The following is a 25338-nucleotide window of genomic DNA, read 5'->3' as shown; positions in this document are numbered from 1 at the left end:
CCTGTTCATTGACGCTTGAGCAGCGGCCAATTTCGAGGTCCGAATTTATCGGGCGAGGCTGGGCTGGATAGCCCGGCCGTTATGTGAGGAGAGCCACTTCGGAGCGTGCCTTCTGGTACCGATCGAATTCCAGGTTCAGGATATCGGCCCCACGGGAGCGGATTTTCTGGATCCGCTCAAGCGTTTTTTCTAGGTCCGCGATCCCAAGCCTGAGCTGGAGTTCAAGATCTCTTGCTTGGGCCGCAATCTCTGCTTTGACGCCATCGACCTGCGCTGGAAGGAGGGGCTCGGTAGGATCGAATTCGAACCCGCTCTGCAGCGTTCTGCGCCAATCAACCAAGGATTTGCCGATTGTGGGGCCGATCCCCTGGATGCGCGACAGATTTTCGACGGTTGTTACGTCGGCTGCAGTCTTGATATTCGCATCGCGGAGGGCCTTCAGACGCCCGTCACCCACAGCAAAGATGTCGGCCTCGTGGATCGGGAATCCGGATAGAAACTGCTGACGCTGGGCGTCCCATTGGAGGTCTTTGAGGGCCTCCATCTTCTCTGCCTCCAGATCGGGAAGACTGTTCCATTCATTCAGGAGGTCCAGCAGCTGGAGCTTTTCCGTGTCGAAGGAGCGGGGCCCAGCGCACTGCTCCCATTCGGCCTCGACGCTCTTCCATTCGGCCTCTGCGGAGTGAAGCCGCTTCTGGTAGACGCTTGTATCGGTCGGGATTGTCAGGACGCAACAGAGGCAGAGGAGGCCGACCGCTCCAACAGCCCAGAGAGAGACGGGATCCCCTCCGGCGAGACTAAGGATCGGCAGGAGGATGAAAGCCGTCCATGTGAGGGCCAACGTGATCTGGCGAGTATCGAGAAGGCGCCGATAAAAGCGGGCTTGGTCAGACGGAAGCACCGAGGAGGACTGCGGCTTGGGCGCTAGCCCGGGGTGGGGGATTGCCTCGACCCGTTGCCAGAGAAGTTCGAATTCGGCTGTCATAGTTTCTCGGAGATGTGGCTGGCGTGGCGATCCGGACGGTCCTCAGTGCTGCTCTAATGAAGGAATGCCTGTAGCGGGGCTGCCCCCTGAACTTCGGCCGCTCCTGCAATCAGCATCACTTCTGCTGAAACGAGAGTGCGGAAGCTGACGAGGTCCTCGTAGAGGGCTCCCGCTTGAAGGAATGCCCGCTCCCAGGCTACATCGTTGTTTCCCGCATTTCTGAGACGAGAGAACGTGAAACTGATCTCGTCACGCAGTTCTTCAGCCTTAGTTTCTAAGAAGTGGGTCTCAGCACCCATATCTTCAGCAGCCTCGATCTGATCGTCGATTTCGTCGAGGATTGCGATTTGAAGGCCCCAGAGCTGCTCGATCTCACTCGTTAAGACCTCTGAAGCTTGTGGAGCCGAATTGAGTAGGACAATCGGCTTGTCTTCCGAAGGGGCATTCATTGTTCTATCCAGTCTCGAAATCAGAGAGTATTGAGGCTGCAGGATGTTCAGGCGATCGCTTTGCGGGCTACTGATGCAAAGAGACGCCGCATGTCATTTATCGGCTTCAGCGCACTCTTTATCATCTTGGTCGGATACTCTCGAACATCGGCTTCGAGAGCGTCCATCAACTGGGTGTATAACTGGTTGATCGCACTAGCCGTATCCCTGGCTGCACCGATGTCCGGCTTGGGATTATCCGAAGCGAGCGCGTCTTGCTGCAGCAGCAGAAACTCTCGGTGGAGCCGCGTGAGCTTCGATTTTCTGAAAGGACGTTTGATCTTCAACTCCTTCAAAAAATCGAAAACGTCTTCAGCCAAATCGAGCATTTCCGAAACGGTGACTTTGAGGCGCTCAACTTTCTTCCGGGTGGGAGCGCGAGTTTTAGGGGAGGGATTCAAAGCTAGTCTCCTGGCAGGATCGCGCAACGTTATAATTTCGCATAAGATAGGTTATGGAACCTGGGGCTGAATCGTGCAGCTGTTTCCACCTTGCATTGCACATCGTGGACGGCATCTTCTGCTCCCTATAGATCGATCTTGACCAATGAGGCTTTGGACATGACGCGGTAGACGCCGTCAGACATCTTCTCGGGATCGGCTCGCCATTCGTCGATCGGAATACGACAGAGTTGCCAGCCGGCGTTCTTGATGCGGGCGATGTCCGAAGCCTCTTGCAGAGGCGAATAGAGTCCCGTGATGTAGAAGCTTATGACGTATCTCTGCGGGTCGTCTTTCTCAAAACCGGCCAAAAAGCGCGGGAATTTGTGAACGAAGTACCGTTCAAACTTGAGCCGCCTCTGCATCAGACGGAAGGCTAACTCGAGATCATCAGCCGGGCCAGATTCGTCCAGTGGGACGAGGCTTGGCCTGACCTCAGAACAGTTCTGAAATTCCCTCCAATACTTCCTGAACGCCTCTGCGCCATCACTGCTGGCGCCAGCAAGCATCTCCATTTCGAAGGAATGGTAAACGAGTGTCTTCCATTTCGACCGGGTCGCAAGCACATTGACTCGATTCGCGGCTCCAGGCTGTGAAAGAACACCAAGATTCGCGATAAAACGCTGCTTGCTGTCTCGGCCATAAGTTGTCGAAACAAGGATAATATCGCGCTCATCGCCTTGGACATTCTCAAGAGCTTTAACGAAGTGTCTCTCGTGCCCGTTTGTTCCGGCAAGGTCGAGATCGGATAGCCCTTGTCGTTCCAGCGCTTCGGGAAGCAGGGTAAGGATTAGATCGCGCTGATTTTCATTTAGCGTAATGATGCCTACAGAGCGGGGCGTACCTCCCAAGGGATTTTTCCTCCGGGAGTTGTTCTCTTTCGCGATCTGCAATGCATCCGAGATCAGGGCACCAGCTTCAACGATGTTATCCCCCGCTCCGCCTCGATCGTAGACTGCATCGGGAACGAACTTGAAGACTGTTCCGAGAGATCCGTTGCGCAGCGGGGACGGAATGATGTCGAGCTGGCCGCCATAGTAATTCTTGTTCGAAAAGAGGATGAGGCTTTCATGCTTGGAGCGGTAATGTTGCTTGAGAAGCCTTGAGTGCAGGTTTGATGCGACGGCGTGATCTAGGAGACTGCGGATCATCGTCGGCGAAACCTGGGACTGCCCGACGCGTGCGAATAGGTTACTAGGCGCCATTTGCTGCGAGTCACCAATCACGATGACCTGGTCTGCTAATGCAGCAACGACAGCGGAATGGGCTAGCCTCATCTGGGATGCCTCGTCGACGATAAGGGTGTCGAATGAGACTCCCGGAGGGATTTTGATGGCTGCTACTGCCGGGGTTGCTACAGCGAACCGGGCCTCCGGCCCCAATGAGGCTCCTCCCTCAGTTAGAAGGACTGGTCCCGGAATGCTGTGAGTCGTTTTTGGCCAGCGATCGGCAATCACTTCGAGTGCGGCGGTCTTCTCGGCTGAGACCAGGACACGCTTCCCGTCATTGAGGAGATTGGCAACAACGTTGACGATGGTCTGCGATTTACCCGTTCCAGGAGGCCCTTGTAGAACAAAAGACTCCCCTGCCCTGGCGGCAGTGATTGCCTCGTCTTGGCTGAGGTCTGCATCGACGAGATGGAGGTTTGGAGTTTCAGGATGGACTGCCGGAGCCGGCGAACCCAGTCCTGCGAGGATTCGAAGGGCACCAACTCCTGATAGATGCGGCCGAGCGGAGATATCCACCGAACGGTGCATGGCAGCACTTTTACCCGCATACAGGTTGAGATTGACTCGAGCCCTATAGCCGAGGATCGCGATGCCACCGGCTTTCAGTGGTTCAACTGCATGGGCCTTCACTGCCAGTGCGCGAGAGGGCGGTTTCGTCGGATCAATTCCGACGGTGCAGCCAAACGAAGCTGCGAAGAGCGGAAATGTCTCGTTCGGCTCCAATGCTCCGGCCTGAGCAATCGTGAGATCCCTTGAGACCGTCACCGGCATGGTAAACAGAGGAGCCATTCGGATCTCACCGTCGGCATCCTTCCATTCGATTGCGCCTACAGCGAGCCGACGGGTCTCGATGCCCTGTTCGCTGGCGACAATCTCCGCGTCAGCGATCAATGATATGATCGAGCGGCGGAGGTCCGCTGCCGAGCGCTGGGACTCTCGCGCCAGCGGCAGAAGATCAGATCCGATCTGCCAGCCAGCCTCTTGCTGTGCGAAGAGTGCAACCAAAGTGTCAGGATCGACGGCGAGGTCGATTGAGCGCCCACGGGAGCTTGCTGCCGGGAGCGATATCATCTTGTTCCGCAGCCCCAGATCGGTCAGGGCCCGGTATGCATCGGTGATGAACGTCACCACCGGATCCGGGGAAGAGACGATTTCTGCCTGCTGCATCAACGGGGAGTGTCCTGGCATTTTGTTTCTGAAATCAGAATTGATTTGCGTAATTTCCACCTTTTATAGCAGACCCTCGGGCGGTTGGCACCGGCCCATTCTTATTTGGTGACCGCTGAGTTGAGGCGTGAAGAAATCGTGGATGATCCCGATTTGTTCACGCTATTCACAGGGGCCAGTGCCTGCTCTAAGGGATCCTATTCCTCGCTGCCAACGTTCGCCTTATGTTCCGCGAAGCTGGAGTGAATCGGCCGCTTGGTGCCGATCCTCCTGTCGGGATTGCTTTGTCTGAAGGTTGGCGCAGGGGGGTTGAATGAGGCGGATGGTGTCCGTGTATCTACCGACCTGGTCAACGGATCGGGTCCGGCGGCATGGCGGCCCTCCCCCTGATGAACCTCTGGTCACCGCTGTGTCCATCGGATCGGCCCGAAGGATCGGGTGCGCCTGTTCCAAGGCATTGGAGCTGGGTCTTGGTCCGGGGCTGCCAATCGCACAAGCACAAGCCCGTGTGCCGAACCTCCACGTCGTTGAGGCGAAACCGGATGAAGATCGGGCGGCTTTGGAGCGATTGGCGCGGTGGGCCATCGCCTACTCGCCCGTTGTCGCTCTCGATCCGCCGGACGGAATTTGGATCGACATTGCGGGAGTGGCGCATCTCTTCGGCAGCGAGGAGAATCTGCTTGAGCACCTGTTAGGGCGGCTTTCCAGCCAAGGGATCAATGCGAAGGCTGCGATTGCCGATGCTCCGGGTACCGCATGGGCGATCGCTCGCTTCCGTGGAGGGGGCATCATCCCAGTCGGCCGGAGCGTCGAGGCAGTGGCAACCCTTCCGGTCGCTGCTCTTAGAATCCCATCCCAGACATTAGCGACGATGCAGAAGCTTGGTGTCGAGCGTGTCGGGCAGCTTGCGGCCATGCCTCGGGCGCCGATGGTCCGGCGCTTTGGGAAAGATGTGGCGCTTAGGCTCGACCAGGCGCTGGGCCATGCCTTTGAGCCAATCAATCCGTTGATCCCGGAGGAGACGGCTTTGGCGAGCCGTGCGTTTGCCGAGCCCATTGGCCGGCTGGAGCATCTTCAGCAGGTGGTCAGGCATTTGGCTGAGGACTTGTGCGGCCAGCTTGTCAAACGTGGTCAGGGTGTACGCCGACTGGATCTAATCCTGCGTCGCGTGGACCAAAAGGGCGCTTCCCTGAGGGTCGGCACTGCCAAAGCGACCCAGGATTCGCCTGCGGCCGAGAGCGGGCCGCGAGAGACAAGGTCTCTTTGGAACCGGCGGGCTTACCTGAGGCCCTTAAGGGGTCGAAGGCCCCTTCGGCACGGTCGCTCGGGCCGTGGCGGAGAGGTCATCACCGTTGTTTTGGGGTTTGGTCCATCTTTGGACCGATAGACAATCCCAGCTCAGGGGGTAGCCTATCTGCATCAAATTTTGGGGGTGCAGAATGCCGAAATTTCTAAAGGACGGAGAAATCCTGAAGGCCGTTAAGGGGATTATTGACGGCGGTAATAACTGTCGGCTTGCGGTTGCCTATTGGGGTTGGGGTGCAGCGGAGAAAATCGGAATCGGTAAAGCAAAAAGCCCGAGGGTCGATATCATCTGCGATCCATGGAGTGGAGCCTGCAACAAGGAACAGCTTCTAGCCCTGGCCAGGAATCCTAAGGTGAGATTGCGGCATCTGCGGGATCTCCACGCAAAGGTCTATTTGACCTCCAAAGGGGCTGTGATTGGCTCCGCAAACGCATCGACGAAAGGTCTTGGCAAATCCGATGGGCAAATCATCAATCATGAGGCGGCGATCAAATTCGGAGCCAATGAAGACCGAAAGGATCAAAATGACTGGTTTGAGAGCAAGTGGAAGCTGGCCCGACGCCTCACCGAGAAGCAAATTGTAAAACTCCCCGTCCTTCCAAAGCCACCTGTGGCAAGCATCAATCAACCGCAGCGGACGGTTATGGAAGTAATGGGAACGGATCGGGGTTGGTTTCGTCAAAACCGCGTTCGGCTAATGGCGTACGATCCAGATGGAGCCAGTGATGCAGCAGTAGCCCTATACAAGAAGACCGCGGATGAAGTTTATGACCCAGCCACACGAAAGGAATACGAAGATAACTACTACTATCCAATTTTCGAAGCCGTACCGGGCTGGAAGATCGATCCTTCTGATATTGTGATTTGTTTCGCGTGCGATGGAAAAACTAAGAAAGTTGAGTTCGACGGAATCTGGACTCTGAAGGACGAAGATCCGCGTGTAGAGGGAACGACAAAGATCTTGTTCTTGGATGGTCACACAACTGTGGAGGATCTAAAGTTTCCAGGATCGGAGATCGCCGCGCTAAGAGCAAAGGTGAAACGCTACCTGAAAGCAAATAACTACCAAGAGGATCGCTATGGCGACCTCATTGACATGAACCTAGCAGATTTTTGGGAAATTCCGCTCCTCGATGATCCCTGGCTCAGGAAGCTGGATCCAATGGCGAAGAAGAGGATCCTTAAGTTCGCAGCCAGGCAAACGCCGAAGGTCGAGAGCATCTTCGTAGGCAAGATCGGGGAAGGTCAGCAGCCAAACTTCCGGCTTCACTTCAAATCTGAAGCGCCAAAGGATTACAACGGCAAAACTTTCAAATCGGGGAAGTTTGACGAGCTAAAGGGTGGGATTAAGAACCCCAAGAATCTCGTTGAACTCCGACTGTCTTGAATGGGAGAGACGCTTGAGCCGTATCCTAACTTTGGCGGCGTTAACCTTAGTCGCCGTGGTGCCAGAAGCTTTCGCCGAAACGTCCTGGCAGCGAGATACCCGACGATTATGTACTTCGACACAGCAACAGGCCTGCTGGATCAAGGCGGGTGCGGCGCTTTGCGATAAGGATCAGATGCGTTGCGACAAACTACCGGATCATGCCCCGGCTCGTATCGTCGGCCATAGCGGTGCGCGCTGGAATGTCCAGACAGCCTATGGAAATGGTTGGGTGTCAGAACGTATGATCATGATGGACTGCCGCTTCATGTCGCCGCCGCATCGGTGCGCAGGAGGCGTCCAGTAGCAGGCAACGATTGGCGGCGCGACCACCCTCCTCTGTGCGCCGCCAATCGAAACAGTTCGCTTTTGCGACTATGCGGCTGCGTCGCCCTCTGCCGATTTGCCGGGCCGAGGAGCGCTGGCCAAGCTCTGCTCAATGAGCTTGCGGGCTTCAGTCTCCGTGATTTGGTTTACTGCTGCGACTTCCTTCACCATAAGGTCGAGAGCACCTTCGAAGATCTGCCGCTCGCTATAGGAGGCTTCCTCCTGCTGCGGCCCACGGTTCAGATCTCGCAGAACCTCGGCAACAGCAATCAGCTGGCCGGTTCCGATTCGCTCCTGAAAATCAGCCGCACGGCGGTTCCACATGCCGCGCTTGGCGCGGGCCTTTCCACTCAGGATCTCGAGGGCCTGTTCGACGACGGCCGGTTCGGACAGCTTTCTCAATCCACTGCTCTTCGCCTTTGCGAGAGGAATACGAACCGTGACTTTTCCGGAGTCCAGTGAAAGCACGAGGAGTTCAAGTTTGAATCCGGCAACCTCTTGCTCTTCGAGCCCTGTGACCAGACCGAGACCATGGCCAGGATATACGACCGATTCACCAGTCCTGAAGGTCAGAGCGTTATTCTTCGTCGTCATTTAGAAAGCATCTCCTTGAGCCACAGACCGTGTTCGGCTGAACTGATCTGTGTCGCAGACGTCGAATTCACTACGCTCATGTGGCAAGCGTAGATGGTTTGAACTCAATATCTTTTGTGCGGTTCCCGCATATCGGATTCCCAGCGCGGCTGTGCAAGTGGGATGTTCAACGATGGTTTACGCTAGCTACGCTGCGTCGGCTGTGGCGTAGGCTCATCTCTAAATGCCGCTGCATAAAGCAGTTCGAGAACGATAACTCAGTTTGGTAAACGAGCTGTTTACGAAAGCGGCAATGGCTTCAAGCCAGAATCGGGTGGCTTGAGTCCTGCCCGCTGGCGAGCTCGCCGGCGGAGTTCCTGACAGCCTGCATCGAGACTGGCTCCTGGCGGTTTGATATGTTTGTAGTCGTCCCAGAAGGCCTTTCTGCCCTTGGGAGATCGATCAATCCCTGCCAGGATCTCAAGCTGACCGATGGAACTCACTGCTCTTAAAACTGACTCGATGGGATGCTCAGGGGAGCGAGCTTTCTTGCGTGCGCGCGGCATGGATTGTCCTATTCGGAAGTGATCTTTAGGCGATTGGCGGCGCAACCCTTCCCTCCTGGCGCCGCCAATCGAAGCTGTCAGGCAGCCAAAGCCATGTTTGGGTGGGAAGCCGCTTCGCCGTCTTCACCGTCAAAGGCGAAGGCGAGCACGCTTTCATCATGAAGCTGCTGCCAGTCGATCTCGCCTGTTTCGAGGAGCTCCCGCATCTGCTCACGGGCACGATGAAGTCTTGCCTCGAAGGGGCTTAGGGGGGCAGGCATTCTCAGATCGAGGAGCGCTGGGGGATGGCGGTTCTCGCCGGCCGGAGCCTGAAGGGCCTCGACCTGCTTCAGATACCAATCGCTCATGATCTGGGCGAGGAAGCGGTTGGTCTTGCTGATCCCGGCTTCCCGGGCCTCAACCCGGGCCTTGGTACCGTAGGCTTGGGAGTCGACAGTCGCCACGCGGGGATGCTGACGCAGTTCGGCCGCCCCTACCCCCTTGAGGCCGAACAGGTGGAGCCGGATGGGAGTCCCGCGCAATTCGCGATCCAGAGTCTCAATGACCTGCAGGATGCCTTGGGGGCCGTGGAGGTGCCGCCGGCACATGGATCCGACCCCGACGATCGGAAATCCGGACAGGTCCGGCATGCGCTCCAGGCAGCGGACATAGTCTTCCGGCATCCAGCCCTGCAGGACGGGCATCAGGCGGTCAAGGGCTCCTCGCTCTCTGGCGCCGCGGATACAGGCCCGGTTGAGATCGACGGTACCGGAAATCCGGTCCAGGACCAGGTCACGGTTTCGAGCGATCTCCGGCTCAACGCAGAGGTCCATCGAGGCAAACCAGCGCCAGGGGTAGGCTGCGCCGAGGTCGAGGTATTGATCCACGGTCCAGGCGAAACCCCGGTACCGGCTGGCAGCGACGAATCCGGCGCTATCCAGATAGGCCTCTAGGCCGTCGAGGTGATGAAGATTGCGGGTGTTGAAGCCGTGCCAGACAGGAATATCGCTGGCGTCCTTCTTCCAAGTGGACAAGGCATTGGCACTGATCAGGACCGGGGCATTCAAAGCCCGGGCAGCATCGATCAGCGGCCCTCTCATGACATGAGGGAGCCCGAGGAGAAACTTGAGCATGGGTTCTTTGTCCGGAATGGCGGGATTGTCGGCCTGCGACGGGCAAAGAAAAAGGGACCGGCGAAGCTCACCGATCCCTTTGAAATATCAAAAACTTAGAGAAACAGCTTAAGCTACCATCTCAATGGTGCTCATGTCGCTGTTTCCGGTAGTGCCGATGGTTGAGCCATGCGGCACCCCATGCCATTCCCAGAACGAGAGCTGGGGTGATGACGAAGGCCAGTAACGCAGTTCCATTCATGGCTCTAAATCCCTAAGGACACTTCTCGCTGCAAAATGTATCCCGGCTGACGTACCAAGGAAACCCAGAACGGCCAGGCCAAGTTGCCATGCTGCTATATTTTGCCCAAATCCATTGATCTGGAATATGATGCCGACGATTGGGGATGCAACCCCTAGCGTTAGAACTGCCGACGACGCTCGGTCGATGTTGTTGGCGAGAAGTTTGATCCGCTCGTTTCGGATGTGCTTCATCTCAAGCCGCCTCCCTCCTGGATCTGAATCCGAACCTGATTGAACTTTCTGGGGTTTGTCGTCCCTTTCGCTCATCGGGAGGGCTCTCGAATCCTTAGGCGACTTTGGTGTCACTGCGGGCAGAGATGGCTTCCAAGGCAGTCTCGGCTCCTTGCTGCAGGCGGAACTCGGTCAGTTGCTGGCGAAGGCTCAGGTACAGGGGCCGGAAGGCAGGGCCCTTCTCTTCGACAAGGTCGGCCAGGATATTCACGGCCTTGAGGAGTTTCTCCTCGGTGATCGGTCCCCGGTCGTGATTCAGCCAAGCCGTCATGGTGCGTACTCCTTACAAACGAGGAGGCACACTGCCGCGATCATCTTGATACAAGGTTAAGCTTGCCCGAAGCTTGCAGGAATGAGCTTCCGTTATCGTCCGCGGATGCTGGCGCAATTGCCCCCACACCCTCGCGCAATTCTGGCTTGGTACTCATGGGGCAGGAAAAGGGGGCTTTCCATGTGTCAGCGACAGATCGACCGGCGATCAACACCGCCGAAGCCATGCAACGACAACCAACCGCGGACCATCACTCGCTTGATGCCAAGGCGGCCGATTGCCTACCGGACTGGCATTATGGCGGCGGTGTTTGAACGGACCGAGCGTGTCAGGCTGGATGTTCTTGCGGTTGGGGTGGTGACGATCCAAGGCCAGCGCTCAAGGGCGTAAAAAAGAAAGCACCCGTCTCAGCGGATGCTCCAAAGGTCCGGCCGTAGGGGCAACTAGACCGGTTAGGATCTTATAATCAGGTCCGCTGAGCGCCGTCTGTCGGAAAAACGACAATTCTCAGAAAAACTTATGCGGAGAAGCTGAACCTGGCCATAAAGTACTCAGGTGGAGAGATTTACATCCGGCAAGGTTCACATCGGCGGCTCATAAAAATGCCACGGTTGAACGGCCAAGTTCGCTTGTGTGGTTCCAGCCTCCTTGAGCCGCATAGACCCTGGCGGGGGTCAACCGATTTCCTCGGCCGGGGCTCCAACCGCCCTCAGCCGGAGGTCTGTCACGACCCCTCGGTGAGGGCGTTTTGCTGTCTGCCCAGCGATAAGGCTTCGTTAACCATACTCGCGCGACGATGCATTGCCTGATCGATACTTGGGGGAACTGGCATGAATGTCGTGGTTTTTGCTTCCCGCAAGGGAGGTTCCGGAAAGAGCACCCTTGCCGCGCATCTGGGGAGCTATATGGCCGAGAATGCTCGGCCGACGCTCCTGATTGACGCCGACCCTCAGGGGTCTCTGGCCCTTTGGCACCGGGTCCGGGGCGCGCGGGATCTTCCGCTCCACATTGGCACCAAGCACCTCGCGGCCACCCTGGCGAAGGCGCGGCGAGCTGGGGCTGAATGGGTCTTGATCGACACGCCACCCAATGCCGAAGCTACCGTGGCCGAGGCGATCTGGCACGCCGATCTTGTCGTGATCCCAATGCGTCCGGGGTTGTTCGATGTCGACGCCGTTCAGGCCACGATCAAAACGTGCCGTGACCTCAAGAAGCCTTATGCAGTAGTGATCAACGCCGCCCCGGCCAAGAATGGCTCGGAGGACCCGATTGTTGCGGACGCCCGAGGGGCGATGCAGGCGCTCGACGTTCCGACATGGGGTGGTCAGATTACCCATCGACCGGAACTGTCGCTCTCCCTGGCCCACGGGGCTGGTGTGAACGAGTCCCACTCCGGATCGGCAGGATCGGAGGAGATCGGCAGCCTCTGGCGAGCGCTCACAAGGAGCTTTGACGCGATGAAGGCGATGTCGGGCATCCAGGCTCAATCTGCTTAGCGGGCTGATAGGATCTGCCGAAACGCCCAGTTACAGGGTCTCTTTGTAAGGGAAGTTTTCGGACGCACCGATGAGTTTTTACTAGGTGCGTCCATCCAAAACCTAACCGAAGACCTCGTGGTAGGTGATCGCCGCGAAGATAAGCGGGACGATGACCGCGAAGATCCATAGCGCCAGCGACACGATGATCGTCACCACGACATCGAACACGGCATAGCCGTAGCCGCGGAAGGTGCCGGCCGCCCGTTGCGCCTTGAACTCCTGGATCCGACCGATCGGCGCGAGGACTGGGCTGACGGCGACATAGCTCCACCGCTGGAAAAGGGTCTTGAGGCCTGCGGCGACCGCGCTTGGTATGGCGCGGTAATGCTTCCGTAGTCCGCTCCAGGCGTAGAGGACCAGGAAGGTTGGCATGAGGACGTACCAGATCTGGCCAGCCACTTCGGTGTATTCGCGGATATCCGCCCAACCCCATTTGTGGAGCATCATGCCGAGGACCCATGCCATGCCGAACGGCAGGCCGACGCCAAGGATCGCGCCGGCGAGCCATGGTCCGCCCTGGGCCTTCTCCTTCCGAATATCAGAGATGTATTCCGCCGGGACGTCGTAGAAGAAGGCCTTTCCGAACACCCAGGCGAGCCACCCCACCACGAGCAAGGCTCCGATTGCGAGCACGGCCCAGAACCCGCCTTGGAGCGAACTGACGACGGCATCGCGACCGAACAGGAGGACGAGGAAGATGGCGCCGAGGAGAATCTTGATGATGTTGGCGTCTCTGGATGACATCTCGGCCTCTCAGTCCGCCAGCCACTTGGCGTAGGCGCGCATGTCGATCATCGGCACGGTCGCACTCGCCTGGAGCTGGGCGATCAGCTCGAACAGGAACGCCGTCGCCGGCTTGCCTTCGGGGGTGAAGGCGTAGGTCTCATCCTCGCAGCGGCTGAAGTGGCCGTGCGCTGCTACGCATCCGAGATCCAGGCTGCCGTCCGGGTCGCCGGAGGCGAGCGCCTGCTGCAGCGGCTGTCCGAAAGGCGTCTTCCAGGAGCTCTCGAAAGTCAGCAGCCCACCGAGGATGCGGTGGAGCGGCTTTGGTTTCGCGATGCCGCTTACGTTAGGGACAGGGAGGCTAGTCCGGTACAGACGGCGGACGCTAGCGATCTTGTCCTGGGCGTAGCGAACGTTTTCCACGTCGATCGCCTGCTTGGCCTCGAACACGGCGTAGACGCTCTCGGCAGGAATGATCTTCTGGCCTTCGATCGTGAAGATGAAGGGACTGTACTGTCGGTCAAACACGACGACGTCGATCTGCTGGCTGAACTTGCCGTTGCTGTCGACGACGGTCGCCCGGGCGACGCTGTAACGCTTGGGCAGGTAGTTGCCCAGAAGTTGGAGCCAGACGTTCTCCGTTGCATCTCCCTTTAGGACGGGGTGTCCGAGGAGCGCCCGTGAGTGTTCGAGCTTCTGGTGAATCTCGGTGTGGAGACCGGCGAGGAGGTTGGCGAGGTTCCACTCGGTCATTTCACTACCCGATCCCAAGATGCGGCTGACAGGGCGTTCTTGGCGGCGCTGGCGATCATGGCCTTCTGCATCGCGGTCAACTCGTCGGAAAGGATGTTGTTGGTGTTGGCAGGATCGACGACCCGGGCGAGTGGGAAACGGTCACGCAAGTACGTCAGGCAGGTCACGACATTGCCGCTAAGGCCGATGCTGTAGGTGTTCCTGAGGGCCTCAATGACGCTGAGCTCGAGGTAGAAGGACGGGAAATCCAACCCCTTCTGGTTTCGCCAGAGCTTGAGGATCCGGATCTCGTCCCGTCGGCCGCAGTTGGCCACGATGTCAATGTGGCGGGCCACGTTTGTCTTCGTCCAGGTGTCGGCCTTGCTCCGGTAGAGGCTATGGTCCTGGCTGTAGCCGTCCTGACGCTTTGCCGGGACAACGTCGACGTCGAACCCATTGACCTTGATGCCAAGCGACACATTCTGGCGGCGGGGCGTGAAGCCATTGCCCTTCAGATGGTCGTGGAGCTTGTCATAGACCTCTTTAAGGGTTTCCCGGGTCTCGGACCGCAGAGAGACGAATATGTCGATGTCGGTCCCGCTACGGTTAGCCGTCCCCTTGGCGAACGACCCACTCGGCGTGATCGCCGCTAGTTCCTCTGCACAGAGGATTTGACAGACTGGGGTGGGCGTAGGATGGGCAAGCGTTCGGGGCTCACCAGCACTTCGATAGTGCGGGCGAGGCCCGGCTGTCGCCGGATCAATCCGGCGCGCTCCAGCGTGAGCACCATCTGGTGAACAGAGGGTGAGCTCACCTGGAAGTGGCGTTGCATGTCGACCTCGGCGGGCGGCCGACCATGAACCCGCATGTAGGCATCGATGAAGGCCAGGTACTGACCTTGCGTGTCAGTGAAGCTGGGTTGCGCAGACGACATCCGTAGACCTTCGATTCATCTGAGCCTCTTTCGAGGAAGAGGCACCGATGACCATACGCTACCGGGTTGATCTGAGCGAGACCGAGCGCTGTGAGCTCGAGGCGATGCTCAGGGGCGGCACGCACGCGGCACGCACGCTCAAGCGAGCTCAGATCCTCTTGGCCGCTGATGCCGGGGTTGGTGACGAGATGATCGCCACCACTGTCGCGGTCGGCGCCTCCACGGTGTACCGGACCAAGCGCCGCTTTGTAGAAGGCAACCTGGAACGGGCCCTGAGGGAGGAGCCGCGTCCCGGCGCCGCCCGCAAGCTCTCGGGCAAGGACGAAGCCCTTCTGGTGGCAACGGCCTGCTCAAGCCCACCGGAGGGCCGCGCCCGCTGGACCTTGGAGCTATTGAGCGACACGCTGGTTCAGCTGACCACGCACGACAGCCTCTCGCGTGAGACGGTGCGTCGCCGCCTGGCCGAGAACGCGCTCAAGCCCTGGCGGCAGAAGATGTGGTGTGTCCCAAAGGTCAATGGCGAGTACGTCGCGCGCATGGAAGACGTTCTTGATCTCTATGCTGAAACTCCTGATTCGAACCGTCCGGTGGTGTGCTTCGATGAAAGCCCAACCCAGCTCATTGGCGAGGTGCGCCAGCCCATCGCGGCTGAGCCCGGGCAGGTGAAGCGCTACGACTATGAGTACCGCCGCCACGGAACCGTGAACCTGTTCGTTCTTCTCGACGCACATCGGCCCTGGCGGAAGGTCACGGTGAGCGAACGGCGCACGGCGGTCGACTTTGCCGCCTGCATGCGCGACTTGGTGGATGTGGATTTCCCGCAGGCCGAGCGAATCCGGGTGGTGATGGATAATCTGTCGACCCACACGCCCGGGTCGCTCTACGAGGCCTTTCCGGCTCCGGAAGCGCATCGCATCCTGCGCCGTCTGGAGTTCCACTTTACCCCCAAGCATGCCAGCTGGTTGAACATGGCCGAGATCGAGATCGGAGTGCTGCGCCGCCAATGCCTGGACCGGCGGATCGACAACCGCAGGCGACTTGAGCGCGAGATTGCCGCCTGGGAGCGCCAGCGCAATGCCGCCGGTGCCGAGATCAAGTGGATGTTCACCACCGACACCGCCCGCACCAAAATGAGCCGCGCCTATCCCAATCCAGCCGCTTCCGAGCCGCCCGCCAGGCAATTCTGCAAGATAGGCACGAGTGTTGTTTTGCAGACGTTGAGAGGGGTGTAGAGGCCGACCGGGATCGTCTCGCGGATAAGGATGTTACGGAGATACTGATCTGGGGAAATCATTAGGGACTATGGCGGGAATGAGGCATCTCATGCTACCTGAGGCTGGGGCGCACGCAAGAGCGACATGTTGATTGTCCCCGCCAGACAAAGAAGAGGCCGCTTGCGGCGGCCTTCCAGTCCCGATCTCGTCGCCTCTCCTGGCACTGAAGTGCGATCCATCAGTCAGGTCATAGCTCGGTGTAGCCCTTCTGCCGCTGGGTTTCAGCCCAGCCTTCAAGCGCCCGAGCAGCTGCGGCCTCATCCGGATAAATATCGACCTTCTCCTGGCCCTTGGAGCCGACTGCTCCCCAGTTCCGCACCAGTCGGATCGTCCCGAGCAGGTCGCGTTCGATCATCAGGCTGAAGAAGCGTGCCCTGCCCTGCTCGGGGTCACGCCGATAGAGCACCAGGTGGCGCCGTACGGGCGAACGGGCGTCGGGCATCGGCTGGCAGCCCCTTACTTAGGGTTGCCCTTCTGGAGCGTCTTCTCCATCTCGCGCATCATTGCCTTCTCGATCTCGTCGAGATCGACCTTGATGGCCTGATCGCCGGTCTGTGCCTTGGCCTTGGTTACCGGGACTTGCCTGGCTTTTGGGCGGTTGGAGGCCATCCGGGTCTGGGCGGGGAAGCGGCCCTCCATGGTATCGATCAGGCTATTGAGCGCCGCATCGGACAAGGTGATCTCCGGAACCTCATCGAGCCCTTTCAGGGCGATGGAGTGATTGGTGTAGCGAGGATCTCCAGTCACCTCGGGACCAAACCATTCCAGAGGCTGGAAGGCCTGCGCCTCGGCCTCATTGTCAAATTCCACCGTGACGAGATGCAGGGCACGGGGACGGACAATTTGGTCGATCAGGGCGTGGCGTCCGCTGATCGGCAGGGCCGTTCGCGAATAGTCGACCTCACCGGCGCAGACATCGAGCAGCGCGTGGGCATGGCCCACCGGAACCTCGGTCCCCTCCTCGACATCGCCATCGGGTCCTGCGGACCTGAGGATGAGGAGCCCTCGGCTTTCCTCAAGGCGGACCCAGGAGGTTCGGTCCCGCTGCTCCGGGAAGAAGCCTTCAACCTGGCGCAAGCCACCCCTCTCCCGCTGGATGAGACGGGCGAAGGAGGGGGTGAGGAGAAAGCGGCGACGAATGGTCATGTAATCCAAGGAATGAAAGGAATTGAGGAGGGGTTCTTAGGTATACGGCGCAGGAGAGGCAGGGCAACCCAGAACCCGGCAATATGGTTTCTGCTCAGCCGCTGGCCTGGGACTTCTCCTTGTCCTGGATCTGGCGCTGGGTCAGATATTGCCGATTGTAGAGATACAACTCATCCGAGTCCTCGCCTCGCATGTCGGACCAGGCGCTGATGCTGGTGAGGGGAACGGTGTGATAATGGGATGACGCTCGGGAGCGAGGCTCGAACAGGACGATCTGGTTATCTGGGCTCTCCGCAAGGGCACCCGTGAGGGATTGGCCGGAGGTCAGATAGACGGTCACGACCCGGTCGAGCGGCAGCTCCATGAGGCCGGCGAGAGGATCCGCATCCTCGGCTACTACGATGGGAGTTGGGGCCGGGTTCTCGGCCTTTAGCTTGTCCTGAAGCTTCTCAACGAGATCCAGGCCCGTGCTGCCAATGTGGTTCACATCCTTCAGGCAAAGCACGTCCGAGTCTTCGGTGTCGGCGAGTGAGAGCTGCACGCAGTTCGCGAAAATGGCGAAGTAGGCATGGATCGCGTTGAGGAGGGTCTCAACCGTCTCAGGTTGATCTCCAGGCTTTTGGTCGGCTGTGTCCACGAGGCGAATTCCTTGATTGGGTATGGAAAGGTCAGGCCGCAATCTGCAGGCCTATCAATCTGCAGGCCTATCTTGTCGATCAGGTCGTTGGCCCGGGCGATGATCCGGGTCCGGATCTCCCGCTCCGCCTCGGCGTACTGGTCCGGGTGGTAGATCAGGGTCACAGCGCGACGCAGCTTCGTGAGTTGGTCCTTGGCTTTGATCGGCTGGGCCCGGATGAACGTCTCCGTCACCGACCAGAGCCGGTCTTCGTGAAGATCAACCGGTTTTGGTGCGGGCTCGGGTGCCACGGGGCGGGCCGTCTGCTCGGATGCCGGAATGGTGCAGGAGAGGTCCAGCGAGGACACATTGCCGACGGCGATGTCTTCCACCGGCACAGGGACGGTGAGCTTCTCCGATCCATAGTAGACGATCAGGGTCATCGACTTGGCGAAGTTGCGCTCTTTTCCGGCGAAGGCGCTGCCGTAGTAGAATTCCCCGTTCTGCCCTTTTGCCCGCAGCTTTCGGTAGATGCCGCCGTTGCTTGCCTGAAAGACGGCGTCGGTCAGCAGGATGTCGAGCCGGTCAAACCGGACCTCGGCGCCTGAATGAGGGTCCTCCCGATTGACGGTCAGAAAACCGAGATGGAAACGGCTGTTGTCGTTCTGGGCACGGCGCATTGTCATGGCGGGTCCACCATTCATCGGGAAGACTGGAAAGGAAGGAGGTCGGCTAGGGCGCGGGTGCCTGGGCGTCAGGCGAAGAGGACGTGGGCGTGCCCGTCCTCAATGGCCTCCAGCGCAAGATCGCGATCGTCCTCGACGAGGTCTGCGGCAACCGAGGGCTTCTCGAGGGTTTGCCATTGCGGTCCTTCCGCTTGGGCCTCGTACTGGTCGTGCCACCGCTCAACGGCAACCGGGATGGCGGGAACCTCGGAGACCCGATTGTCCCATCGGCCACCGTCACAGTCGATGCCGCCATACACGATGGCAACTTTGCCGCTTTCCTGCAGCTGCCCGATCCTCGTTTTGAGATCGGCCCGTCGGGCGAGGAAATCCACCTTGTTGCGGTTCAACTCGCGGCACAGACGGCGGATGAGGCTGCGGTTCTTGCGCGTGAGCTGCATCGGGATCTCCCTTCACCCTTTCGGGGATTTAACCAACTGTCGGGTTCACCCAATGCTCGACTTGAAACGTCGCAATGCGAATTCTTGTGCACGGTGGGGCACCAAAATAGCGAGATCTTTGCAAGGCGCAGCGCCTACCCCTTCCCTCCTTGGCGCTGCGCCTTTGGGACAGCAGGCAAGACCAAGAGCACCCAAGTTGAACTTGGGGCAGGATAAGAATCTTGGGCAATATAATTTATGAAGTGGTTCAGGCTGTATTCAGGCGTGCTGTGATGAACTGAACTCACATTGGGGTTCTACGTTAATTCCCCCATAACTGTTCTGGAGACATCACATGCGTAAGATCGCTACTCTTGCCGCAGTGGGCGTCCTGGCTCTTGGCGCTCTGTCCACCTCGGACGCTGAGGCCCGCTCGGGCCGCCGCGGTGCTGCCATCGCCGCCGGCGCGGTCGGCCTTGCTGCCGGCGCCATCATCGCTGGAGCGGCATCTCAGGCTTATGCGGCTCCTGCTTATGGTTATGGCGCGCCAGCCTATGGCTATGCCGCTCCGGTGAGCTCGTACCGCTATGATGACGGCTATTACGCCCAACCGGTTTATCGGGAACGGCGTGTGGTCCGCTACTATGAGGAGCCACGCCCGGTGTACCGTACCCGTCGCGTGGTCCGGTCCTATGACTATGGCTATGCCCCTCGTACGGTGACCTACAGCTACGGCTCGCCGTATTACGGCTCCGGCTATTACGGCGGCTGGTAATCTGAATCGGGCAATAAAAAAGGGCGGTCGCCCTGACCGCCCTTTTCAATTCTAGGCTGCTTCTGCCTGGAGCTGCGTATCACGCTCAACGGTCACGACCGGTGAGCCGCCCTTCTTGAGGTTCACGACGACCTTCATGACGATGGTTTCCTCGTCCCCCTCGACGTCGTTCATGAGCGAATACGCCTTGTCGAGGACAGCGGATTGCACCTCCCTTTGGAAGTGGGAACGGGACGCGCCCGTGATCCTCGCAATCAGCGTGGCGAATGATGCACTGTGGTTCTCCTCCTGGAGGGAGTAATCGCCGCCCTCGTCATTGTACCAGGGCACTCCGCGGATCATGCGGCTATGCACCTCGTCTTCACGATTCTTCGCGATGATCACGTAGGGATCGTAGGTGTCCCAGTCGGGATTGAAATAAATCGCCGCGATGGGAGCCGACAGGGTCCGATCATCTCCGTGGGGGTCTTCAATTGTAAAGGTCAGCGCGAGATCGTCCACGACGGTGTTGTAAAGGTCGCTGATATCGGCCTTGGCATCTCGGATCGCGCCTCCCACCTCGGTATATTCGAGGGCATAGCCGGATTCCCCGTCGTCGAGGGGCACCAGGATTTCGTCTCCCTCGGCTTTGATCACGAGTGTGTTTCCGATCACATGGGGAACAACACCTTTCCCAAGCGCCTGGTCGATTTCACGGTCCTCGAACATGACCCGCGTCACTGCCGGGCAGCCGTCGTTTCCGACGATGTTCTCCAGCATGGATTGGAGGTAACCGCTCTCCTGGATGGAATAGGAATCGAGCGCCACGCTCACGATCTCATGTCGCTCCAATCGGTCACCATCGGCGCTGATCAGGCCGCCGTCGACAGGCATCCAGCGGGTGCCGGCGAGGTTGGAGACAACGCAGGAGGGGCGAGGGATCGGATAAGGGGACGCTCCCCGCAAGGGGTGATCGGCCGGGAGACCATTGACGATGCCCGGGTTGGAAATCATCCGGCAGTAGAGTTGTTCGACGGTTCTCCAGATCAGGTTCAAACCCTCGTCCTGGATCAGCACATCGCGCTCCGGCAGTTTGAGCTTCAGATGGCTCGTGTCGTGCACATCGATCAGCACGATGGTGCAGAAGCTGGTCTCGACGAACGCCTTTTTCTCGATGTTCAGTTCGACCGTCTTCTCCGCGGCCGGGATCTGATGCCGAGCCTGGGTGTCGCTCAGGCTGATGACTTTGCCAAAGAAATTGATCTTGGTCTTGTCCATCCGCCAGAACTCGCCTCGCACGCGAGCAAGCTTGATGGTCACGCCATGGATCGTCTCCGACATTATGGCGGTGATCTGACCTTTGTGTTCCTCTAGAGCGTGATCAAGGAAGATCCTCGGCAGCACCACCGTCGGTACATCCTGAGGGAAACCTCGGAGGGTGGCGGTCAGTCCGGAATAGCGCATGCAGCGCTCGATGATTTCGCCGAGGCGTTTGCCTTCGTGTTCCGCCAGGGCCTTAAGGGGGATGAAACCTCGGATCCGAATGGAGAGCCCGTCTTCGTGGGGAAAACCACGGGTCAGGGCGGCGGTTGTGCCGCCCGTGAAGGCCTCCTTCGGGACCTGCATCTCCCAGTCATGGGAGCGTACGACGACGTTGTATTTAGCGACGGCGAAGAAGCCCAATCCTGCCGCATTTTCAGAGACTTCGGTCGCTTCGTCGTTGTTGCTGCCGCCTGCCATCAGAAGGATGTGAGCGTTGTCCGCAGTCAGCCCATGACCGTCATCAGCAATGATGAGGTCGCCGTCTTCAAGGATGAACCTGACATTTTTGGCCTTGGCGCGGCGGGAGTTCTGGATCATCTCATCGATGATGCAGTCCTGGGAGTGGCTGAAGAACTGATCCGCCCGGGTGATGAGCTTGCGGCCGAGGGTGGCTTCAACGGAAGTGGTGGTAAACGTGTTCATTGCAAATGCCTTGGAATAGCGAGGGAGCGTTAGCCGGCGAGGTTGAGGAGAGCGGAGACCGCGTTGTCGTTGCGCTGCTCGTCGTCGGCTTTGAGGATCCTGGCGACTGCCGGGAAGATCTTCACGATGTCCTGGTAGGTGACGCAGTCGTTGAAGGCTCGGACGAAGGCCGGGACCTGCGCGAACTCAGCCATCACCGCCGGGCAGATCTCCTCTTCGAGAATCCGCACGTGTTCCTTGAGGCTGGACTGGTATGCTTCGACTCCGGGAGCTTCGGTCGACAGCGCCCAAGAGAGCGTCGCGACCGGAAGGAAAGAGGCTGATCCCCCCTGCCCTCCTTCGCTGAGGCGCTTGAAGCTGAGGATCTGGCCGGCCATCGGCTGACGGTTCTTGGCTCCCTCCGGCACCTGAAAGGTCAGGAACCCCGGTCGTGAGCAGTGGTCGAGCCAGACACCCCAAACGCTGCGGTAGGTCTGGGCGATCTCCACATAGCCGAGCAGGTGGCTTGCCAGCGCTCCGATCTCAAGTTCGGAGGTTGGCTCGGTCAGACCGGCCGCGCTGAACTCCGCGAAGGTCTTGTAACGCTCGGAGGCAATGGCTCCGATCTGGTAGGCGCAATGAACAATGTCGCTTAGAAGTCGAGAGCGACGCTCGTACAGGGGTTTGCAGGCTTGGGCATTGATCAGTGAAACCGCGTGCAAAAGCGCGCGGGTCCGATGCCCGTTCCTGAGCTTGAAATCAGTTGTCATGGGATCCTCCGGTCAACTTTGTGCCGGTAAGGGTGGGTTGCGGTTCGATCGACCATGCGTCGAGCCCGCGCCGTCGAGATTCTTCTTTTGGGGATTGAGGAATGCCGACTGGCAAATGATCAGAACTGAAAAAGAAAAAGGCTGGCCTGAATTCAATCAGGGCCAGCCTCTGGATGGTTAACGGTAATGTGGGTTAGGCGCGGGCAGGAACCTGGTCGAGGAAGCCCGTGACCTGCTTCAGACGTCCGTTGTCCAACGTGGCGAAGTCGGTTCCTTTGATCGGGCCGTCCGCGCCTTCGGGCCCGAGTTGCCAGGAAAAGCGGACCTGATTGCCGTAGCCATCAGGCTGGCCGACCAGGGAGAAGCGGAAGTCGGGGAACCGCTGATGCACCGCGCTGATGAGCGCATCGATCTGGCTGTGGCCGCTGCCCTGCATGAGCGGGTCGATGTAAGTCCCGTCCTCGGTCCAGAGATCGGCCAACAGAGCCTGCCGGCGGTCGGCATTCGTCTCATTCCAGAGAGCGATGTATCGGTTAGCGATCGAGGTGGCATCGGTCATGAGGTGTCTCCTGATGGTGGGCTGGGGCAATCCCGGCATGAGGACCATGGAGGAGACGCAGCATCGGGTCGATTACGCCCGAGGTAATGCTTTACGCAGTGGTAGCGACGATATCGTCGGCAGCTGTCTCAGGTGAATGGCCGGTCTCGTAGTAATCGCGAGCATCGCCGTAGCGGGCCTCAGGCAAGTTGCGCTTGGTCAACTCCCCGTTCAAGGCCAGCCACCAGGGCGAGAATTCAGTGTTAGCCTTTGTGGATGCAGTCTCCAGAAGACGGAGACTGGTGTTGGTGTAGTACGTCATGGACGGCCCTCCTTTAGGGATCGCATATGCAAGCGGGAACCTCGCCAGAGACCAAGATGTCTGGAGCGAGCGATTGTTCGAAAACCGGGAGAATTGCCGTGGCACCGCTGATCCAAGCAGCGGATACGAAAACGCCTTGGCGGAGGTGCTGTCTTTTACCCTCAACCAAGGCGTCCGCGGTCAATTAGGGAGAGACCACGACTGAGTAGATAGGATGCCTGGATAACGCTTCAATGCATCTTCAAATGAAAACGCCCTGACAGAGTTAGCCGTGCGGAGCTCACTGTCAGGGCGAATTGTTGTGGCACCGGTTGCAATACCACGCCGAGATAATACGCCAAGTGCCTCGTCGGTTCAACATCAGGCTGTGCATAAGCAGAATTGCCCCGGCAGGAGGCTGAGCACCAGACCTCCCACCAGGGCGCTTGCGATGTGTTCCGGCATCGCAAGATCTATGTAGACACGGCAGTTCCGTGCCGATGTGTGGCGACGCACACGATCAGTCGCGAGCGCGATCATTGGAGAAGACAATTCTGCCGCACCGCTAATCGGTCCGGCTCCTGTCGACGCCTATGTCTCGCAGAATGTGAGGGCTCACTTCCCGCTTCAGCGCCTCGACAAACTCGAAGGTCAGTACGGGCTGCTTGTGATCGTTCGCGGGCTTGCGCGGAACGCGAATGAACTCAAAGCGGAATGCTAACCCTACCAAGGGCAGAGGGAATACGGTCGGTTTCATTGGAGCCCCCAGCAGCAAAAGGTGTGACGAGGAGAGCGGCGCGTTGGTACGTGCAAAGTCGCATAAACATGTAACGCCTCCTCTGGCTGTGGCTGTGAACCGTGCGGAATATCCGCGGGGCAGCTTCAATACCAGAATTCTGGGTCGGATACTACCCCTGAGTTCCGCATTTATTGATGTCATCCGCCTGACTACTACAGGACGATGAATTCCAGCGGTAATAGGTGGATACCGACGTGCTGTTCACCGGGACGATCAGTCCGTGCCCCTTCAGTTCGTACATCGTGCTGACGCCGATGCCACGAACTGTTCGACCGGAGGCGGTCTTCCGACGTGCCTTGAACTGCTCCCGTCTGGTGTAGGCGCTCATTTCGAGCGCATAGCGGAACTCCCCGCCCTCTTTGAGTACCTTGAGGGCTTTTCTGGCCATCGTTGAAAGGGCGGGAAGGTCGCTCATATCTACCTCTGTTTTATGGAGCTACTGCGAGAGCCGCGCAGCGAATGCGCCAAAGCTCGGTCGCCTGACAGGCATGGCCCGCCTGTCCGAACAGGTCCTGCAGGCCGCTCGCTGCCGTCAATAACGACAGCAGATGCGGGTTCTCGGCGATGTACTCGTCCCAGAGAGCCGAGTACAGTGCTCTCACCTCATCGGCGTTTACCGCCCGCTTGCCCTTGGCCTCGCGCCACGTCAGGCCTGTTGAGCCGTCGGCAAAGACCTTTGCGGCCTGATAGATCTCCTCAATGGACCTGTTCTCACGGCTCTTGATCCGCGCCGCGAAGGCACTGAAGCGGCGATCTCCCCGACTGGAGCATTCGAGGAACGGAGCCGTGCCATGCTGAATCATTTTTGGGGATCCTTAACTGATTTCACCAGTCGAGGAATTCAGATCTCATCCCTTACAGGATATCGGCAGAATCAGGTTGAGGTAGCGGCGGATCATTGTGCCGGTTTGCCCATGCCAATTTGACGGGATCGCGCCATCCGAGTTTCGCATCCGGACGTTCTGTGCGGTGGCAGACCACAGCGACACCCTCAAGGATAGCGGTCGCGATATACATCCCAGGAGGAGCGGCACGGATAATGACTTCGCGGTCGCGCATGCCAGGACTTCCTAATTCGTCCTCGTGCACCCAGACCTCCTTGCCGATCCAGTCTTCGGGAGCCTTCCACCACCCGCGCTGGAAAAGGATGGTGCCATCGCCCCGCACACGTCGCAGGCCGCCGAGAAGGTAGCCGTCTGGCGCCTTGATGTCGTTGGCGCGGGTCATGCCTGGATCGTCACGGCCCCAGGATTCGCAGGGTATTCGTCGCGATCATCAGCCGGGAATTCGAACTGCGAGAGCCTGTTGTGGTTCGTCTTCAGCATCTCGTCGGTGACCTGAAAGTTCAGAACCTTCTCAAAATCGCTGCGGTTCTTATGAAGACCAGCGACCTTCATCACGCAGTCCGGGATCTCGGAATAATAAGATTCCGCGGACCTGAACCAGCTCGGAGTCTCCTGGCCGGCGGCCTCTCGAATGGCGCTGTCGGCGATCATGAAGCTGCGAAGACGCTGAACGGCGAGGATGATATTCAGCGTGTCGTAGTTGAGCCTGCGCATGATCGCTCCTTTTGGGGAATATAGTTCGAATAGTTCATGTATAAACAACAACCGCGTATTCAGAATTTCTGACCCGAAACGGCGCAGCCCAAGATAAGGGAAAATACGTAGAGAAACTATTCAGCTAAGAATTGCTCTAAGTTTTAAACTCTTCTTCACCTCTATGACGAATTTTCGCCGGACCCGATTTATGCGCGTCAGG

The 25338-nt window shown here is 58.7% G+C and carries 30 protein-coding genes and 1 pseudogene; 5 read left to right on the top strand and 26 right to left on the bottom strand.

Annotated elements, in window-relative coordinates; all coding sequences use genetic code 11:
* Positions 1–79: 79 nt before the first annotated feature.
* The 4 genes from ACS5Q1_RS18220 to ACS5Q1_RS18205 all read right to left on the bottom strand — a co-directional run bounded on the left by ACS5Q1_RS18220 (position 80) and on the right by ACS5Q1_RS18205 (position 4309).
* On the bottom strand, positions 80–985 hold the full coding sequence (locus ACS5Q1_RS18220) for a hypothetical protein (RefSeq protein WP_473099516.1): 906 nt from the start codon (positions 983–985) through the stop codon (positions 80–82).
* 53 nt (positions 986–1038) lie between these two features.
* The gene (locus ACS5Q1_RS18215) at positions 1039–1434 is read right to left on the bottom strand and encodes a hypothetical protein (RefSeq protein WP_473099515.1); all 396 of its coding nucleotides are present in this window, start codon (positions 1432–1434) and stop codon (positions 1039–1041) included.
* Between the two features lie 47 nt (positions 1435–1481).
* A complete protein-coding gene (locus ACS5Q1_RS18210) occupies positions 1482–1874 on the bottom strand; it encodes a hypothetical protein (protein ID WP_473099514.1) in 393 nt (130 codons plus the stop codon).
* Positions 1875–1999: 125 nt separating this feature from the next.
* Positions 2000–4309 (bottom strand): AAA domain-containing protein, encoded by a 2310-nt coding sequence (locus ACS5Q1_RS18205; RefSeq protein ID WP_473099513.1) that lies wholly within the window; start codon positions 4307–4309, stop codon positions 2000–2002.
* Between the two features lie 313 nt (positions 4310–4622).
* Between ACS5Q1_RS18205 and ACS5Q1_RS18200 the strand changes: the two genes are divergently transcribed.
* Positions 4623–5696 carry a Y-family DNA polymerase gene (locus ACS5Q1_RS18200; RefSeq protein WP_473099512.1) on the top strand — a complete coding sequence of 358 codons (1074 nt, stop codon included), beginning with the start codon at positions 4623–4625 and terminating at the stop codon, positions 5694–5696.
* A 52-nt stretch (positions 5697–5748) separates the two neighbouring features.
* The gene (locus ACS5Q1_RS18195) at positions 5749–7002 is read left to right on the top strand and encodes a phospholipase D family protein (RefSeq protein WP_473099511.1); all 1254 of its coding nucleotides are present in this window, start codon (positions 5749–5751) and stop codon (positions 7000–7002) included.
* A 414-nt stretch (positions 7003–7416) separates the two neighbouring features.
* Here the strand turns inward: ACS5Q1_RS18195 and ACS5Q1_RS18190 are convergent, their stop codons facing one another.
* The 3 genes from ACS5Q1_RS18190 to ACS5Q1_RS18180 form a co-directional block, all read right to left on the bottom strand.
* Complete coding sequence (locus ACS5Q1_RS18190; protein WP_473099510.1) at positions 7417–7962, bottom strand: CarD family transcriptional regulator; 546 nt, start codon at positions 7960–7962, stop codon at positions 7417–7419.
* A gap of 622 nt (positions 7963–8584) precedes the next feature.
* Positions 8585–9619: a deazapurine DNA modification protein DpdA family protein gene (locus ACS5Q1_RS18185; protein WP_473099509.1), complete on the bottom strand. Its 1035-nt coding sequence runs from the start codon at positions 9617–9619 to the stop codon at positions 8585–8587.
* Between the two features lie 568 nt (positions 9620–10187).
* Complete coding sequence (locus ACS5Q1_RS18180) at positions 10188–10403, bottom strand: hypothetical protein (RefSeq protein ID WP_473099508.1); 216 nt, start codon at positions 10401–10403, stop codon at positions 10188–10190.
* Between the two features lie 830 nt (positions 10404–11233).
* On the opposite strand from ACS5Q1_RS18180, the gene ACS5Q1_RS18175 reads away from it, so the two are divergent.
* A complete protein-coding gene (locus ACS5Q1_RS18175; RefSeq protein ID WP_473099507.1) occupies positions 11234–11899 on the top strand; it encodes an AAA family ATPase in 666 nt (221 codons plus the stop codon).
* A 102-nt stretch (positions 11900–12001) separates the two neighbouring features.
* Here ACS5Q1_RS18175 and ACS5Q1_RS18170 read toward each other — a convergent pair whose 3' ends face one another.
* From ACS5Q1_RS18170 to ACS5Q1_RS18150, 5 genes and pseudogenes are all read right to left on the bottom strand, one after another.
* The gene (locus tag ACS5Q1_RS18170) at positions 12002–12685 is read right to left on the bottom strand and encodes a hypothetical protein (protein ID WP_473099506.1); all 684 of its coding nucleotides are present in this window, start codon (positions 12683–12685) and stop codon (positions 12002–12004) included.
* 9 nt (positions 12686–12694) lie between these two features.
* The gene (locus ACS5Q1_RS18165) at positions 12695–13417 is read right to left on the bottom strand and encodes a DUF6602 domain-containing protein (RefSeq protein WP_473099505.1); all 723 of its coding nucleotides are present in this window, start codon (positions 13415–13417) and stop codon (positions 12695–12697) included.
* On the bottom strand, positions 13414–13875 hold the full coding sequence (locus ACS5Q1_RS18160) for a hypothetical protein (protein ID WP_473099504.1): 462 nt from the start codon (positions 13873–13875) through the stop codon (positions 13414–13416). Before ACS5Q1_RS18160 ends, ACS5Q1_RS18165 begins: the two co-directional genes overlap by 4 nt.
* 87 nt (positions 13876–13962) lie before the next feature.
* Positions 13963–14040 (bottom strand): annotated as a pseudogene (locus ACS5Q1_RS18155) (nucleotidyltransferase domain-containing protein); the annotation flags it as partial.
* A gap of 5 nt (positions 14041–14045) precedes the next feature.
* Positions 14046–14330 carry a LexA family protein gene (locus ACS5Q1_RS18150; protein ID WP_473099503.1) on the bottom strand — a complete coding sequence of 95 codons (285 nt, stop codon included), beginning with the start codon at positions 14328–14330 and terminating at the stop codon, positions 14046–14048.
* A gap of 47 nt (positions 14331–14377) precedes the next feature.
* On the opposite strand from ACS5Q1_RS18150, the gene ACS5Q1_RS18145 reads away from it, so the two are divergent.
* Complete coding sequence (locus ACS5Q1_RS18145) at positions 14378–15562, top strand: IS630 family transposase (protein WP_473099502.1); 1185 nt, start codon at positions 14378–14380, stop codon at positions 15560–15562.
* A gap of 229 nt (positions 15563–15791) precedes the next feature.
* Here ACS5Q1_RS18145 and ACS5Q1_RS18140 read toward each other — a convergent pair whose 3' ends face one another.
* From ACS5Q1_RS18140 to ACS5Q1_RS18120, 5 genes are all read right to left on the bottom strand, one after another.
* Positions 15792–16046 (bottom strand): WGR domain-containing protein, encoded by a 255-nt coding sequence (locus ACS5Q1_RS18140; RefSeq protein WP_473099501.1) that lies wholly within the window; start codon positions 16044–16046, stop codon positions 15792–15794.
* Between the two features lie 14 nt (positions 16047–16060).
* On the bottom strand, positions 16061–16750 hold the full coding sequence (locus ACS5Q1_RS18135; RefSeq protein WP_473099500.1) for a hypothetical protein: 690 nt from the start codon (positions 16748–16750) through the stop codon (positions 16061–16063).
* 94 nt (positions 16751–16844) lie between these two features.
* Positions 16845–17255 (bottom strand): hypothetical protein, encoded by a 411-nt coding sequence (locus ACS5Q1_RS18130; RefSeq protein WP_473099499.1) that lies wholly within the window; start codon positions 17253–17255, stop codon positions 16845–16847.
* A complete protein-coding gene (locus tag ACS5Q1_RS18125; RefSeq protein WP_473099498.1) occupies positions 17243–18052 on the bottom strand; it encodes a hypothetical protein in 810 nt (269 codons plus the stop codon). Before ACS5Q1_RS18125 ends, ACS5Q1_RS18130 begins: the two co-directional genes overlap by 13 nt.
* A 68-nt stretch (positions 18053–18120) precedes the next feature.
* Positions 18121–18492, bottom strand: a complete 372-nt coding sequence (locus ACS5Q1_RS18120) for a hypothetical protein (protein ID WP_473099497.1) — start codon at positions 18490–18492, stop codon at positions 18121–18123.
* Between the two features lie 334 nt (positions 18493–18826).
* Between ACS5Q1_RS18120 and ACS5Q1_RS18115 the strand changes: the two genes are divergently transcribed.
* Positions 18827–19246 (top strand): hypothetical protein, encoded by a 420-nt coding sequence (locus tag ACS5Q1_RS18115; protein ID WP_473099496.1) that lies wholly within the window; start codon positions 18827–18829, stop codon positions 19244–19246.
* 51 nt (positions 19247–19297) lie between these two features.
* Here the strand turns inward: ACS5Q1_RS18115 and ACS5Q1_RS18110 are convergent, their stop codons facing one another.
* The 9 genes from ACS5Q1_RS18110 to ACS5Q1_RS18070 all read right to left on the bottom strand — a co-directional run bounded on the left by ACS5Q1_RS18110 (position 19298) and on the right by ACS5Q1_RS18070 (position 25136).
* A complete protein-coding gene (locus ACS5Q1_RS18110) occupies positions 19298–21190 on the bottom strand; it encodes a hypothetical protein (protein WP_473099495.1) in 1893 nt (630 codons plus the stop codon).
* Between the two features lie 29 nt (positions 21191–21219).
* Entirely contained in the window at positions 21220–21939 is a 720-nt protein-coding gene (locus ACS5Q1_RS18105; RefSeq protein ID WP_473099494.1) for a hypothetical protein, read from the bottom strand.
* Between the two features lie 193 nt (positions 21940–22132).
* Positions 22133–22498 (bottom strand): nuclear transport factor 2 family protein, encoded by a 366-nt coding sequence (locus tag ACS5Q1_RS18100; RefSeq protein ID WP_473099493.1) that lies wholly within the window; start codon positions 22496–22498, stop codon positions 22133–22135.
* A gap of 91 nt (positions 22499–22589) precedes the next feature.
* On the bottom strand, positions 22590–22799 hold the full coding sequence (locus ACS5Q1_RS18095) for a hypothetical protein (protein ID WP_473099492.1): 210 nt from the start codon (positions 22797–22799) through the stop codon (positions 22590–22592).
* A gap of 544 nt (positions 22800–23343) precedes the next feature.
* Positions 23344–23535: a hypothetical protein gene (locus ACS5Q1_RS18090; RefSeq protein ID WP_473099491.1), complete on the bottom strand. Its 192-nt coding sequence runs from the start codon at positions 23533–23535 to the stop codon at positions 23344–23346.
* Between the two features lie 151 nt (positions 23536–23686).
* A complete protein-coding gene (locus ACS5Q1_RS18085) occupies positions 23687–23992 on the bottom strand; it encodes a hypothetical protein (RefSeq protein ID WP_473099490.1) in 306 nt (101 codons plus the stop codon).
* A 13-nt stretch (positions 23993–24005) separates the two neighbouring features.
* Complete coding sequence (locus ACS5Q1_RS18080; protein ID WP_473099489.1) at positions 24006–24380, bottom strand: hypothetical protein; 375 nt, start codon at positions 24378–24380, stop codon at positions 24006–24008.
* Between the two features lie 52 nt (positions 24381–24432).
* Positions 24433–24804, bottom strand: a complete 372-nt coding sequence (locus ACS5Q1_RS18075) for a hypothetical protein (protein ID WP_473099488.1) — start codon at positions 24802–24804, stop codon at positions 24433–24435.
* Positions 24801–25136: a hypothetical protein gene (locus ACS5Q1_RS18070; protein WP_473099487.1), complete on the bottom strand. Its 336-nt coding sequence runs from the start codon at positions 25134–25136 to the stop codon at positions 24801–24803. The genes ACS5Q1_RS18075 and ACS5Q1_RS18070 overlap by 4 nt, the downstream gene beginning before the upstream one ends.
* Between the last annotated feature and the right edge of the window lie 202 nt (positions 25137–25338).

The sequence above is a fragment of the Microvirga sp. GN3 genome (genome assembly GCF_055792825.1).
Note: the sequence above shows the minus strand (reverse complement) of the source record. Positions and strands in the feature narration are given on the sequence as shown.

Coding starts and splice junctions, on each gene's coding strand:
- ACS5Q1_RS18220 (WP_473099516.1), bottom strand. CDS start 985: ATGACAGCCGAATTCGAACTTCTCTGGCAACGGGTCGAGGCAATCCCC.
- ACS5Q1_RS18215 (WP_473099515.1), bottom strand. CDS start 1,434: ATGAATGCCCCTTCGGAAGACAAGCCGATTGTCCTACTCAATTCGGCT.
- ACS5Q1_RS18205 (WP_473099513.1), bottom strand. CDS start 4,309: ATGCAGCAGGCAGAAATCGTCTCTTCCCCGGATCCGGTGGTGACGTTC.
- ACS5Q1_RS18200 (WP_473099512.1), top strand. CDS start 4,623: ATGAGGCGGATGGTGTCCGTGTATCTACCGACCTGGTCAACGGATCGG.
- ACS5Q1_RS18195 (WP_473099511.1), top strand. CDS start 5,749: ATGCCGAAATTTCTAAAGGACGGAGAAATCCTGAAGGCCGTTAAGGGG.
- ACS5Q1_RS18190 (WP_473099510.1), bottom strand. CDS start 7,962: ATGACGACGAAGAATAACGCTCTGACCTTCAGGACTGGTGAATCGGTC.
- ACS5Q1_RS18185 (WP_473099509.1), bottom strand. CDS start 9,619: ATGCTCAAGTTTCTCCTCGGGCTCCCTCATGTCATGAGAGGGCCGCTG.
- ACS5Q1_RS18180 (WP_473099508.1), bottom strand. CDS start 10,403: ATGACGGCTTGGCTGAATCACGACCGGGGACCGATCACCGAGGAGAAA.
- ACS5Q1_RS18175 (WP_473099507.1), top strand. CDS start 11,234: ATGAATGTCGTGGTTTTTGCTTCCCGCAAGGGAGGTTCCGGAAAGAGC.
- ACS5Q1_RS18170 (WP_473099506.1), bottom strand. CDS start 12,685: ATGTCATCCAGAGACGCCAACATCATCAAGATTCTCCTCGGCGCCATC.
- ACS5Q1_RS18165 (WP_473099505.1), bottom strand. CDS start 13,417: ATGACCGAGTGGAACCTCGCCAACCTCCTCGCCGGTCTCCACACCGAG.
- ACS5Q1_RS18150 (WP_473099503.1), bottom strand. CDS start 14,330: ATGTCGTCTGCGCAACCCAGCTTCACTGACACGCAAGGTCAGTACCTG.
- ACS5Q1_RS18145 (WP_473099502.1), top strand. CDS start 14,378: ATGACCATACGCTACCGGGTTGATCTGAGCGAGACCGAGCGCTGTGAG.
- ACS5Q1_RS18140 (WP_473099501.1), bottom strand. CDS start 16,046: ATGCCCGACGCCCGTTCGCCCGTACGGCGCCACCTGGTGCTCTATCGG.
- ACS5Q1_RS18135 (WP_473099500.1), bottom strand. CDS start 16,750: ATGACCATTCGTCGCCGCTTTCTCCTCACCCCCTCCTTCGCCCGTCTC.
- ACS5Q1_RS18125 (WP_473099498.1), bottom strand. CDS start 18,052: ATGACAATGCGCCGTGCCCAGAACGACAACAGCCGTTTCCATCTCGGT.
- ACS5Q1_RS18120 (WP_473099497.1), bottom strand. CDS start 18,492: ATGCAGCTCACGCGCAAGAACCGCAGCCTCATCCGCCGTCTGTGCCGC.
- ACS5Q1_RS18115 (WP_473099496.1), top strand. CDS start 18,827: ATGCGTAAGATCGCTACTCTTGCCGCAGTGGGCGTCCTGGCTCTTGGC.
- ACS5Q1_RS18110 (WP_473099495.1), bottom strand. CDS start 21,190: ATGAACACGTTTACCACCACTTCCGTTGAAGCCACCCTCGGCCGCAAG.
- ACS5Q1_RS18105 (WP_473099494.1), bottom strand. CDS start 21,939: ATGACAACTGATTTCAAGCTCAGGAACGGGCATCGGACCCGCGCGCTT.
- ACS5Q1_RS18100 (WP_473099493.1), bottom strand. CDS start 22,498: ATGACCGATGCCACCTCGATCGCTAACCGATACATCGCTCTCTGGAAT.
- ACS5Q1_RS18095 (WP_473099492.1), bottom strand. CDS start 22,799: ATGACGTACTACACCAACACCAGTCTCCGTCTTCTGGAGACTGCATCC.
- ACS5Q1_RS18090 (WP_473099491.1), bottom strand. CDS start 23,535: ATGAAACCGACCGTATTCCCTCTGCCCTTGGTAGGGTTAGCATTCCGC.
- ACS5Q1_RS18085 (WP_473099490.1), bottom strand. CDS start 23,992: ATGAGCGACCTTCCCGCCCTTTCAACGATGGCCAGAAAAGCCCTCAAG.
- ACS5Q1_RS18080 (WP_473099489.1), bottom strand. CDS start 24,380: ATGATTCAGCATGGCACGGCTCCGTTCCTCGAATGCTCCAGTCGGGGA.
- ACS5Q1_RS18075 (WP_473099488.1), bottom strand. CDS start 24,804: ATGACCCGCGCCAACGACATCAAGGCGCCAGACGGCTACCTTCTCGGC.
- ACS5Q1_RS18070 (WP_473099487.1), bottom strand. CDS start 25,136: ATGCGCAGGCTCAACTACGACACGCTGAATATCATCCTCGCCGTTCAG.